The organism is Nocardia sp. SYP-A9097, assembly GCF_009649815.1.
GTDB lineage: Bacteria > Actinomycetota > Actinomycetes > Mycobacteriales > Mycobacteriaceae > Nocardia.
Window position 1 is genome coordinate 1 of the sequence record NZ_WJIC01000062.1, and the last position, 13,158, is coordinate 13,158.

The window sequence follows — 13,158 nt, forward strand, 5'->3', positions numbered from 1 at the left end:
GCCCGTGCGATCACGCTGATCGACTCCCCGGCCCGCCACCGCCGCCATAACTCCGCCTTTACTGCATCCGACATCCCCGGACGACCGACCCGCGCCACCAAACCCTCATTCCACCAGCACCGTTGCGCTGACCCGTTGAATCTAAGGAGTGGCGGTAGGTCGCTCGCGTCAACGGGAAGCGTTGCGGGTCTTTGTTCGGGCCATCAGTTCGAGTAGGTCCGCCGCCTCGTTCGCGGCATCGTGAATGGCCATCTCGGCTTGCACCGCCAGGGCTTTCGCATGGAAGGCCGGTTCATCGAGTATGCGGCGGACCGCATGCCGCAGTTCGTCCGGGGCTGGATGGGTCTTACCCAGTCGCAATCCGACACCGAGCCAATGGATGCGCGCACCGATCTCGGACTTCTCCTCGGTGGTGCCTGCCTGGACGATCGGCACTCCGTGCGAGAGGGCGAGCGTCACGCCGGTATAGCCACCATTGGTGACGAACACGTCGACCTTCGGGAGGAGCATGTCATACGGAATCCACGGTGTCACAATTGTGTTCGCGGGCAGCGGTCCACCGTAGACGCGCTCTACCTCGGTGATCGATGCGCCACCCGTGGTCACCACCACCCGCACCGGCTCATCGGCGAGTGCCCGAAGCGCAGGCACTGTCAGCTCGGTCAGGTCCGGTCGCAGACTGCCCTGTGTCACGTGGATGACCGGTCGAGGCAGGTCATCCCACCAACTCGGCGGTGTCCAGTCGGTCCGGTGATCCGGCTTCAGCGCGCCGATCCAGTGAACGCTGGGCGGCAGCCCACGACGCGGATATTCGAACGACGGAGTGCAACCCTGAAGATGCAGGAATGGCGAGGCCGCCGTACCCATTCCGGGCCCCGGATGCGGCGGCAACCCGAGATCACTGCGAATACGCCGGTAGGTGCGTTCGGCGCGACCGAACACCAACCGCCCCATCACCGCTGTGATCACTCGGTTCCGCAGCCGTCCGAGCGGGCCGCGCATAGGTGCCAACGCCGGCCCGAACGGTGGCGTGTCCGGATCCGCGTACGGCAAGGGGCCGTCGCCGAAAGTCGCCCAAGGGATGCCTTCGAGTTCGGACACGAACCCAACGCCGAAGGACAGGCCCTCGGTGAGCATGGCATCGACCCGATGCGCCGCGGTGATCCGCCGCAGATCCGAAACACGTTGCGGCGCATGGCCGATGAAGACCTCATCGAAGACGGCACCGATGACTCGGGCCCCTGTTCTACCTTCGAACTGCGGAAAGTATGTCAAGAGATCGTGACCACTGAAATCAGGTGCGTCGACATACGGGAAGAAGGTCGCACCGGTCGCTTCGATCCGGTCGCGGAACGCACGGCCCGCGTACCACAGCACGGTGTGCCCCCGCTCGATGAGACGACGCGCGAACGGTAAAGCATTGCTGGTGTGCGCCTCTATCGCGATCGTCGCGAAGAGGAAGGTCTTCCCGGTGTCATTCACGATCGGTCCTCACGCCTCGGTTGCGGGTGCGCGCAGCCAGCGCGCCTGGATCTCCCGCCGCCGTTCCTCGGTGGGCGTCTGTGTGATCCCCGACGTCAGCCTCCGAAGCAGCGGTCCCGCAATAATCGACGTCGTCACCGCCACCAGCACGATGATCGTGTACGCGGCGGAGGACAGAATGCCGATCCGCAATCCGACCGTGGCGACGACGATCTGGACCACCCCGCGCGCGTTCAACCCGGCGCCCAGGGCCAGCCCCTCCCTGCGCACGCGCCCCGAAAGCCGCGCCCCGGCATAGGCACCCGCGAACTTGCCGACGATCGCCACCGCCAACACGGCCACCGCGGACCACGCCACCGCGGGTTCGCGCAACGCGCCCAGATCGGCCCGCAGTCCGGCGGTCGCGAAATAGAGCGGGGCCAGCACCCAGACGACCATCGTATGCAGAGGACTCAGGCGAGCCGGATCCACCGTGCCCGGCGATGCGATGAGCACCCCGACCACGAATGCCCCGAAAACCGGTTCCAGACCCAGTGATTGGGTCGTCGCCGCGCCGATAACTATCGCCGCCACCGCGGTGGCCACCGCCGGTCCGGTGCCGCCGCCCGCGGTCGCCGCGAACGCCCGGCGCAACAACGGCCGCGCGAGGGTGAACGCGACGATCAGGAAGCCCACCAGACCCAACACGGGGCGGGCGATCGCGGCACCCTGAATCCGCTCGGTCGCGGTGGCCGAAACCACCGACAGCAGCAACCATCCCAGCGCGTCGTCGATCATCGCCGAGGTCAATGTCAACTGCCCGATATCCCGATGCAACAACCCCAGATCCAGCAGGATCTTCGCGATGACCGGAATAGCGCTGACCGACAAGGCGATTCCGAGAAACGCCGCGAACCGGAGCTCGTCGGTGCCCTCGGGGATCAGCTCGTGCGGGAGGAGCAGGCCCAGGCCGAAACCCAGCCCCAACGGCACCACCAACCCGAAGATGCTGATGGCGGCCGCGGACCTGCCAGTCCGCCGCACCAGGCCCAGATCCAGGTGCCCACCGGCGATCCCGACCAGCAGCAGCAAACCCACCTGCGCGTACGCGTCCAGCAAATGCGATTGGCTCGTGGTCGCGGGAAACAACCAGTGCGACAGTCCCGGTGCGAAATCTCCGAACAGCGACGGCCCGATCAGCACGCCGGCACCCAGCTCACCCGCGACCGACGGCAGGCCCAGCCGCACGGCGACCCGGCCCAGCACCAAAGCCAGTGCCAGCAGAACGAACAGCTGCAGCAGGAACACCATCTGCTCATGCGGCGACAACTGCGGCACCGGCGCGAACGCCGAGAACGTGGTCATCCCGCGCTCACAGCGACGACGGGCTGAAGGACCCGCGAGCGTACACCGGGCATTCGTACAGCGGATCGTATTTCTCGAAGACGTCCCATGAGTACTGACTCCGCAACCGATCGATATACGGGTTCGAACCCGCCCAGAACTCCCCCGCCACCGTACGGACACGCCATTTCGGATCGAGGCCGTCGTTCAGGTCGTAGATGAGGTAGCCGAGCACCGGATAACGCCGATCGTAGACGGCGTGGATCAACCGGAAATACGTCTCGTAACCGGTCTTGTAGAACGCCTGATAGCGTTCGGCGGCAACCGCTTCCGGCAGCCCGTCCGCCAGACACTCGATGGTGTACTCGGCCGCCTGCTTCCCCGTCGCCAAACCGAGGAACACACCACCGGAGAACATCGGATCGGTGAAACTGCCCGAGTCACCGACGAGGAAGAAACCGGGCCCGGCGAGCGTATCGGCGTGATATTCGAAATTGCGCTCACCGCTGAGCTCGCGAATCGCGGTCGCACCCTCCAATCGGGCCCGAACACGCGGTGTCGCCCGCAGATAGTTCTCGAATACCGTCTCCGGGCCGAGGCGCTTGATCTCCTCCACCGGTGCGACGGCACCGATGCTGATCGCGTCATCGCTCAACGGGATCGCCCACACCCAGCCGCGCTCGTGCATACCGAGCTGCGTATCACCTTGTACCCCGGGGTTATTGGCCTCCACCACCCCGCCGAAATGCTTGAATACCGCCGCCATCCGCAGTCGCTGGTCGACCTTGCGCAGGTTCAAACCGCGCGCGATCACCCCGGCACGCCCGGACGCGTCGATGACGAAGCGCGCGGCGGCGGTCTCCGCCCGGCCCGCACAGGTGTAGCGGACGCCCGAGATCCGGGGTCCGGTGAAGACGAGCTCGGTGACCGCCGCCTCCTCCCGCACCACCGCGCCGACCGCACGTGCGGTGTCGATGAGCAGTTTGTCCAGCGGCGCCCGTTCCAGCGAAATCGCCCACGGCCGTAGCCCTTCGCCGATATCGGCGAAGGCCAGCCGCTCGGCGTTACCACCGACCCCGGTGAGTTCGACACCCAGCTTCAGCGCGTGCGGCGCGGCCAGCACCTGCGGCAGCACCCCCAGCTGCTCGAGCATATCGACGGTGTACGGCAACAACGACTCACCGATGTGGAACTTCGGGTGCCGGTCACGTTCCAGCACCAGCACTCGATAGCCCTTGCGCGCCAACGTGATCGCGTACGCGCAGCCACTGGGACCACCGCCTATCACAATGGCGTCATAGTTGGTTTCCTCGGTCACGCCCAGCTCCTTTCAACGGGATGAATTCGGCTCGCCGGTCCAGCGCTCACAGGCTGAGCTCCTGATCGAGAGCCGCGAAAAGTTCTGTGTCGCTGACCGATTCCAAGTCGCCCGGGGATATTCCGGCCTCGGACGCAACCGGCACATCGAGGGGTTCGACCCGCGCGGGCATGCCGGTGAGCCGATCCAGGACGTGCGCTGCCAGCGCAGCGGGGGTGGGATGGTCGAAGACGAGGGTGGCGGGCAATCGCAAACCGGTGGCGGTCCGGAGCCGGGTGCGCAATTCCACGGCCGTCAGCGAATCGAAGCCGAGGGTGCTGAAATTGCGGTCGGGATCGACCGCGGCCGCCGAATCGTGTCCGAGCACCGCCGCGACCCGCGCGCACACCAGATCGAGAATCAGCACGTACTGCTCGGCCGCGGTATGCCCGGCGAGCAGATCCTCGGGTTCGGCCGACTCCGCCGCAGGGGCGGCCGCGGTACGGCGCGCCCGCGGCAGCAGGGTGCGCAGCAGGCCCGGGGCAGCCGCGGCATCGGCCAGCGTCACGGTATCGATCTCAGCAGCCACCACCACCGGAAGCTGTTGCGCCAGTGCGACATCCAACTGCCCGAGGGCGGCTTCGGTGTCTGCGGGCCGGACCCCGTTACGCAGGATCCGGCGCTCCTGGGTGGCGTCCAGAGTGCCCGTGGTCAGGCCCCAGAGCCCCCAGGCGATGCTGATGGCGGGCTGCCCGTCCATACGGCGGCGGTGCGCGAGCGCGTCGAGGAAACTGTTGGCGGCGCCGTAGTTGGCCTGCCCGGGATTCCCGAGCGTGCCCGTGAGCGATGAGTAGAGCACGAACGCGGCCAGATCGAGATCCCGCGTCGCGCGGTGCAGGTTCCACGCGGAGTCTGCCTTGTCCCGGAGCACCGAGTGCAGCTGATCCGGAGTCAAGGCGGTCAGCGCGGCGTCATGTGTGCTGCCCGCCATATGGAAGACCGCGGTGAGTGGGTGTGCGGCGGGGACGGCGGCGAGGAGCTCGGCGAGCCGGGTGGGATCGGCGACATCGCAGGCGGTGACGGTGACCGTTGCCCCGAGCGCCACCAATTCGGCCCGCAACCGTGCCGCACCGGGCGCCTCGGGCCCGCGCCGGCTGACCAGCAGCAGTCGGCGCGCCCCATAGAACGTGACCAGATGACGCGCGAGCGGGGCGGCCAGGGTTCCGGTACCGCCGGTAATCAGAATGGTCCCCTGCGGATCGAGCCGAATCGGGGTCGCGGAGTGCTCGGTCCGGATCAACCGCGGGAGTCGAATTCGGCCCTGCCGCAACGTGATCTCCGGCCCGCCGGTCGCGACGGCGGACATCAGTGCGGCGGCCGAGGCCGGGGTGCGGTCGGTGTCGATGACGGTGAATCGATCGGGATGTTCACCGATGGCGGTGCGCAGCAGCCCCCACAGCGCCGCGGCCACCGGGTCCGAAACGGCATCGCCGGGCTCGATGACGTGAGCGGCATGCGTGAGCACGACCAGCCTGGTGTCATCCCGGTGAGGGTCGGCGAGCACGGCCTGAATCACCCGCAGCAGCGCGGCGGTCGCGGTGTGGGTTGCCGTCAACGGGTCCGAGCCGGAGCAGTCGGGCTGGTGCACGATGATGGCGGGAACGTCACCGGTCGCCATCGCCGCAGACAGCGCGGACCACTCGGCGAAGCACGGAAGCCCTTCGGCGCCGGTGACTTCCGCACCGAGCACCAGGACCGTACCCCCGATCGCGGCGGGCACCGGTTCGACCGGATCCGGCGTCCACTCCACGTGGTACAGCGACCGCGGGTGACCGCCGCCGCGCAGCCGCTCCGCCGTGGTGGGGCGCACCGTCAATTTCCCGATCCGGGCCAGCGCCACACCGGCGGCATCGAACAGATCCACCGCCACCGAGGTGGCATCGATCCGATGCACGCGCACGCGCGCGGTACGCGCACGCACGGCATACAGCCGCGCATCACACCAGGAGAACGGCAGCGCCAGATCGCCGGCGTCACCCCCCAGCGCGGCCGCGTGCAATGCCGCGTCGAGCAGCGCGGGGTGCAGACCGTAACCGGTCACCTCGACCTCGTCGGACAGCTCGACCTCGGCATAGAGCACCTCGGCGTCCCGCCACACCGCGCGCAACCCGCGGAACGCGGGCCCGTACTCGACCCCCGCCGCCGACATGCGCTCGTACCAATCCTCCGACTCGACCGCCGCCGCACCGACCGGCGGCCAGGCGGGCAGAGCGGCGGGAGAAGCGGCCGCGGTGCCGGACAGCGCACCCGTGGCATGCCTGGTCCATCCGCCGGGGCCGCCCGTGGCCGGTCGCGAATCGATGCTGAACTCCCGGCACGCAGCGATCGCGGCCGCGACGTGAACGCGCAGATCGCGCGCACCGCCCCCGGCGAAGGTCAACGGCGCCTGGATGTCCAGCTCGTCGACCTGATCGAACCCGAGCTCGTGCGCGATATGCCAGGCGATATCCAGAAATGCGGTGCCGGGCAGCAGCGGAGTCCCCGCCATGGCGTGATCGGCCAGCCAGTCGTTGCCGCGCAATGAGATTCGCCCGGTGAACAAATCGCCGGCGCCGTCGGGAAGTTCGATGGCGGCACCGAGCAGACGATGGTCCGTGCCGGTAAGGCCGAGATCATCGGCGGCACCGGCCGATTCGGGGGTGCGCAGCCAATAGTCCTGTCGCTCAAAGGGATATGTGGGCAAGGCGGGGAGCGCGGCATCGGGTGCGGACAGGATGCCGGGCCAGTCGAGGGCAAGTCCGGCCAGATGTGCCCGGGCGAAGGCGGCGAGCAGCTCACCCCGGGTGCCGTGACCACGCCGCAACGAGGTCAGGACGGCAGCCGGGGCGGTATGGGCGTCGAGAATGTCCTGGGTGGGCCCGGCCAGGACCGGATGGGGACTCATCTCGACGAACGTGCGGTGACCGTCCCCGTGCAAACTGGTGATCGCGTCCCGATAGCGCACCGGTTCGCGAAGATTGGCGTACCAGTACTCGGCATCGAGCGTGCGGGGGTCGACCGGCGCGCCGGTCACGGTGGAATAGAAGACAGTGTCCGTCGCGCGCGGTGCGACACCAGCCAGCGCTTCGAGCAGGCCGGCCCGCAGGGGTTCCACATGCGGGCTGTGCCCCGCGCGATCCGCGGCGAGCAGCCGGACCGGAACACCGCGAATCTCGCACTCGCGCAACAGATCCTGCAGCGCCCCCAAATCACCGGAGACAACGGTGGCGGCGGGCCCGTTCACGGCGGCGATATCGAGCCCGCCCGGCTGCGCGGCCAACAGCGCGCGAACCTCGGCGACGGGCACGGCGATCGATGCCATACCGCCCTTCTCGGTGATCGACTCGAGCGCCCGGCTCCGCAGTACGACGACGGCGGCAGCATCGTCGAGGGACAGCGCACCGGCGATATAGGCGGCGGCGATCTCACCCTGGGAGTGGCCAACGACCGCATCCGGACGCACACCGGCCGCGCGCCAGAGCTCGGCGAGACCGGTCATCACCGCGAACAGTGCGGGCTGCACGATATCGGACCGCTCGAACGTCTCATGCCTGCTCGAACCGGCGGTGCCGAGCAGCTCGCGCAGCGACCAGCCGGTCAGCGGATCCATCACCGCCGCACAGCGGGAGATGTGTGCGGTGAAGACCGGATCGGTGTCGAGCAGTGCGGCGGCCATGCCTATCCACTGGGACCCCTGCCCGGGGAAGACGAAGACGATCTTGCCGACCCGCCGCGGATCGCAGACCGCGGCGGCGACCGTCCGGTGGGGCTCGTCCCGGGCCAGTCGATCGAGACCGTCCCGGAGTTCGCGCGCCGTGCCCGCCACCACTGCCCGGTGCTCGAAATGTGTTCGACCGGTGGCCAATACGTGCGCCACCGCGGCGGTATCACAGCTGTTGCCGTCCAGCCATCGCCTGAGGCGCGCGGCCTGCGCGCGCAGAGCAGTGCGGGTCCGGGCCGAGAGCAGCCACACCGTGGGCAGATCCGCGGCGTCCCCGGAGGCCGGGGCGACGGCGGCCGGGGGTTCCTCGAGGATGAGATGGGCGTTGGTGCCCGAGATGCCGAAACTCGAAACGGCCGCGCGGCGTGGGGATTCGGTGGCCGGCCAAGGCTGCTCGCGGGTGAGCAGAGCCAGCGGGCTGCGGGTCCAGTCGATATGCGGGGACGGTGTCTCGGCGTGCAATGTCCGAGGCAGGGTCCCGGCCGCGAAGGCAAGGATGATCTTGATGATCCCGGCGACACCGGCGGCGGCCTGGGTATGGCCGATATTGGACTTGACCGAGCCGAGCCAGAGCGGACGATCCGGCGCCCGGTTCCGGCCGTAGCTGTGCTCGAGCGCCTGCACCTCGATCTGATCGCCCAGGGGCGTACCGGTGCCGTGAGCCTCGACGACGTCGATATCGTCCGGGGACAGACCCGCCGCGGCCAGTGCCCGGCCGATCACACGCCGCTGAGCGGGTCCGCTCGGCGCCGTGATCCCATTGCTGGCGCCGTCCTGATTCACCGCGGAACCGCGCACCACGGCCAGAATCGGATGACGATTACGGCGGGCGTCCGAAAGTCGTTCGAGCAGAAGCAATCCCACGCCCTCACCGATGGCGACGCCATCCGCGGCGGCGGCGAAGGCTTTGCACCGGCCCTCGGGCGACAAGCCCCGCTGGCGGCTGAACTCGGTGAAGATCTTCGGCGTCGCCACCATGCTCACACCACCGGCGAGCGCGAGATCGCATTCGCGATCGCGCAGCGCGGCCGCGGCCAGATGCACCGCCACCAGGGCCGACGAACACGCGGTATCGACGGTGACGGCGGGTCCCTGCAAGCCGAGATGGTAGGAGATCCGGCCCGAGACCAGACTCCCCAGACTCCCCTGTCCGACATAGCCTTCGAGTTCGGGGGGCGAGGGATCGATACGGGCGGTGTAGTCGTCGTACATCGCTCCGACGAAGACGCCGGTCGCGCTGCCCCGCAACGACATCGGATCGATCGCCGCCCGCTCCAGCGCCTCCCAGGAGGATTCGAGCAGCAATCGGTGCTGCGGATCGACCGTCAACGCTTCTCGCGGCGCGATACCGAAGAATTCCGCATCGAACCGGCCGGCGTCATGGAGAAACCCACCGCGCCGGGTATAACTCGTATTCGCATGCTCGGGATCCGGATGGTAGAGCCGTTCCGTATCCCATCCTCTCTCGGTGGGAAAATCGGACGTGGCATCGCCACCATTCGACAGCAGTGTCCACAATTCCTCGGGTGTGGCGACTCCGCCTGGAAATCGGCATGCCATACTCACCACGGCGATCGGCTCGCTGATCCGAGCCATTATCTCGTCATTGCGGCGGCGTAGACGCTGCTGTTCGACCAGTGCATTCCGGAGGGCCGCGACCAGTTCTTCATCGGAAATTCCCATTGATCAGCTTCCTATCGCGCCACCCGCTCGGGCAATTCCCCACCCGTGCCCGAAAGATAAGTTCACGATCAAGTCTGTCCGACCGTTCTAAAATTCACCTAGCCTCGATCTTTTCTCCCCAGATAGGCGTCGAGAACCCGGCGGTAATATCCCGGGCCGAACATGGTGCCGGTCACCGGGACATAGGACCGCAGCTTCCGCACCGATACGACATGACCCTCGCCGGCGTCGATGCGGCGGCGGCGCGCGCGCCGGTCCAGGCGCGCCTCCAGATGATCGACGATGCGGTCGATCGGCACCGCCGTCCCCGACGCGACATTCACCGTCTCGGCGCGCAGGTCCCGATCCAGCAGCTGGTCGATGATGGTGACCGCATCGTCCACGCCGAGCAGGTCGCGTGTCGCCCAGCGCTGGACCCCGACCTCGCCGTCCAGGATCTGCCGCACCAGTGCCGGAACCAACTGGTGCGGTGGCTGGCCCGGCCCGACGATATGCCCGAGCCGCAGCGTCAGATAGTCGACCCCCTCCGCACGCACCCGCTGTTCGAGCGAGAGCTTGTGCGCACCATAGGGATTCGACGACACGACCGGACCGTCCTCCCGGCCCGGCCCATCCACGAGCCGATAGACGGCGCTGGAGGCCGTCGAAAAGAACAGCAGGCGCCGGCCCGTCGCCCGGCAGCGCGCGGCGGTCGCCGCCACCAGCTCGGCCTCCCGGGCGAAGTCCGCCCGCGCGGTATGGGCGGTCGTGGACACCCCCGCGGCCAGCGCCACGGTATCGGCGTGACGACCCTCGAGCCGCCTCAGATGCGTGGCCAGGAACCCGTTGCCGACGATCTCCACGATGCCTCCCGTTCCGCCGCCGCGCCGGCGCGAGCGCGGACGGCGGCGAGCAGTCGCGCCTGGTCCGCGATCGCGGGTTCCGGGGGTGTGCGCGAGCGCACGGCCCGCACGAACGCTTCGACCGTGTTCCGTGCCTGGTCATCGGGGTCGAGCAGGATCTCCCGGGCACCGGTGCCGTCGAAGAGGGTGATCTTCGGGCGGTGGTCGGCCGGTGGCGTGAAGGGGCGATCGATCACCAGGCGACCCGTACTCCCGCACACCTCGATGCCCGAGTGATAGGCGTGATCCATACCGAACATGACCGTCGCGACCGCCCCGGACGGTGCGGTCAGCACTGCGGCTCCGGCGATATCCACGCCCAGCCGCGGATCGGCGGTGCCGACGGCACCGGCAACCGTCAGGCCCGAACCCAGATAGTGCATGGCTGCACGAATCGGGTAGACGCCGACATCCCAGAGCGCACCACCGCAGAGATGCGGCTGATAACGGATGTCGTCATCCGGCAATCGCGGGATGGTGAAAGCGGCGTGCATCGCCCGGAAGTCGCCGATCACACCGGCGGCCAACAACTTTCGCACCTCATGGTGCAGGCGGTGGTGCACGAACATGACATTCTCCACCAGCGCCAGCCGCGATTCGGTGGCCAGCGCGCAGAGCTGCCGGGTCCGCCCGGCATCGGTGCTCACCGGCTTCTCGGCCAGCACATGCTTACCCGCCCGCAGTGCCGCCTCGGCCCAGCCCGCGTGCAGGGCGGCGGGCAACGGCAGGTACACCGCGTCCACATCGTCCTGATCGAGCAGCTCGGCATAACCGTGCACGGCCCGGACCCCCGATCCACCGACCGCGCCGGCGGCCCGGTCGCGGTCACGGCTGGCGATCGCGACCACCTCGACATCGGGTACGCCCGCCATGGCGGGCAGCATCGCGCGCCGCGCGAATCGCGAGGTACCCAGGATGCCGACTCGCACCGCGGTCACGGCAGATCGATCATGGTGTGCAGGCAGGCCAACAGCGTTCGCGCCTGGACGTTGACATAGTGATTGTGCTGCACCAGCGAGGACAGCTGGCCGAGGCTGACCCAGCGATACTCCGGTGGCGGGTCGACCAGATCCGGCGTCTCATCGACTTCGACCACCAGATAACGGCTTTCGGCGTTCAGGAAACGACCGCCCTCCTCCGAGTGCACCGCCGAGTACCTGATCCGCGCCGGATCGGCGGAGAGCACCAGATCGAGGAAGCGCGGGCGCTCGGCAATCGGCAGCTGCGCGTAGTTGTCCGGAACGCACTGCACGGTGGCACCCAATTCGACGGTATCGAGGTAACCGGCCTCGGCCCTGGCATGTACCAGCACATGCGGCACGCCCGCGACCCGGCGCATCAGGAAGGCGACGACACCCCTTCCCACCGGCTCGATCAACGGCTGAGTCCACCGCCGCACCTCCCGATTACCCGCATCGACCGATACCGCGACAACCCGGAAATAGCGGCCCTGAACATGCTCCACCGCCGCGGGGCGGCGCACCCACCCCGGCAATCCCGCCAGGGGTACGCGATCGGATTGCTTGCGGAGTCCGGACCGCACATCGGTGAACCAGGACAGCACTTCGGTGTCCGAATGCAATGCGACGCTCTGCGCACTGTCGAGCCGGCAACACGACAGCACCGTCCGCGCATCCATATTCACCAGATTGTCGACCCGGAGCAGCTCACCCAGCTGCCCGAACGTCAGCCAGCGGAAATCCGGATCCTCCGGCACGTCCTCGACGGTCTCGACGATCATATTCCGGTTGCTCTTACCCGCGAACCAGGCGCCGTGCTCGGACTGCAGCACATCGGTGAGCACCCGGCCCCGGCGGCGGTCGGTGAAGAATTCCAGGAATTTGACCCCGTCGCCGTTGTGCACTCCGGTGTAATTGCTCCAGGTCGCCTGCACCGTCGGGGAGAGCTGCAGCAGATTCGAATTTCCGGGTTCCATCTTGGCCTGCATCAAGAAATGCAATACCCCGTCGAATTCCTTCGCGAGGATGCCGAGGATCCCGACCTCGGGTTGGTGGATTATCGGCTGGCACCATTCCCGGCGCGCGGCACCGCCATCGATCGAGACGCGCATACCCTCGATACGGAAGAATCGGCCGCTACGATGCGCCAGATTTCCGCTGACCCGCTCGAAGTACCAATCGTCCAACTCGCCGAAGGGGATCCGGTCGACCCGGAAGTGAATGGCCGCGGCGCGCTCGGCGAACCAACCCGCGACCTCGCCGGTGGCCATATGCGCCCCGAGAACCGTTGCGGCGGACTGTGTTACACGCGCAATCTGCCCCCGATCCGCCCTCGGCCGCAATAGCTCGCGCGGCCGGCGTTCGAGCAATTCGGTCGAATCCGTCCGCATCGCCATCAGAACGCGGCCTCGTCGAGCTCCATGATGTCGATATCCAGGTTCGACAGGATGGTGCGGGTGGCGGTCAGCTCCGGCAGCACATTGCTCGCGAAGAACTGCGCGGTGGCGATCTTACCGGTGTAGAACGCCTCGGTACGGTCGCCCGGAACGGCACCGTCCAGGGCTTTGATGGCCACCTCCGCGTGGCGCAGCAGCTGCCAGCCGATGAGCAGATCACCCACCGCCAGCAGGAAGCGCACCGAACCGAGGCCGACCTTGTACAGCTCCTTCGGGTCCTGCTGGGCGGCCATCAGGTGCCCGGTCAGGGTGGCGGCCATACCCTGCACATCCTCGAGGGCGGTGGCGAGCAGCTTGCGCTCGGCCTTGAGGCGGC

General features: G+C 67.9%; 8 protein-coding genes. All 8 read right to left on the reverse strand.

Annotation, left to right across the window (positions count from 1 at the left end; genetic code table 11):
- Positions 1 to 168 precede the first annotated feature (168 nt).
- Entirely contained in the window at positions 169 to 1,482 is a 1,314-nt protein-coding gene (locus GFY24_RS43560) for a glycosyltransferase (RefSeq protein ID WP_153810422.1), read from the reverse strand.
- Between the two features lie 9 nt (positions 1,483 to 1,491).
- Positions 1,492 to 2,826: a cation:proton antiporter gene (locus GFY24_RS40550; protein WP_153810423.1), complete on the reverse strand. Its 1,335-nt coding sequence runs from the start codon at positions 2,824 to 2,826 to the stop codon at positions 1,492 to 1,494.
- 7 nt (positions 2,827 to 2,833) lie between these two features.
- On the reverse strand, positions 2,834 to 4,123 hold the full coding sequence (locus GFY24_RS40555; RefSeq protein ID WP_194853228.1) for an NAD(P)/FAD-dependent oxidoreductase: 1,290 nt from the start codon (positions 4,121 to 4,123) through the stop codon (positions 2,834 to 2,836).
- 46 nt (positions 4,124 to 4,169) lie between these two features.
- A complete protein-coding gene (locus GFY24_RS40560) occupies positions 4,170 to 9,545 on the reverse strand; it encodes a type I polyketide synthase (protein ID WP_153810425.1) in 5,376 nt (1,791 codons plus the stop codon).
- Between the two features lie 98 nt (positions 9,546 to 9,643).
- On the reverse strand, positions 9,644 to 10,387 hold the full coding sequence (locus GFY24_RS40565) for an NAD-dependent epimerase/dehydratase family protein (protein ID WP_309231921.1): 744 nt from the start codon (positions 10,385 to 10,387) through the stop codon (positions 9,644 to 9,646).
- Positions 10,348 to 11,364 (reverse strand): Gfo/Idh/MocA family oxidoreductase, encoded by a 1,017-nt coding sequence (locus GFY24_RS40570; protein WP_309231922.1) that lies wholly within the window; start codon positions 11,362 to 11,364, stop codon positions 10,348 to 10,350. Before GFY24_RS40570 ends, GFY24_RS40565 begins: the two co-directional genes overlap by 40 nt.
- Complete coding sequence (locus tag GFY24_RS40575) at positions 11,361 to 12,782, reverse strand: NDP-hexose 2,3-dehydratase family protein (RefSeq protein ID WP_228567158.1); 1,422 nt, start codon at positions 12,780 to 12,782, stop codon at positions 11,361 to 11,363. The genes GFY24_RS40570 and GFY24_RS40575 overlap by 4 nt, the downstream gene beginning before the upstream one ends.
- Positions 12,782 to 13,158, reverse strand: a 377-nt coding sequence (locus GFY24_RS40580) for an acyl-CoA dehydrogenase C-terminal domain-containing protein (RefSeq protein ID WP_194853229.1), incomplete at its 5' end; no start/stop codon positions are given. The genes GFY24_RS40580 and GFY24_RS40575, both read right to left, overlap by 1 nt.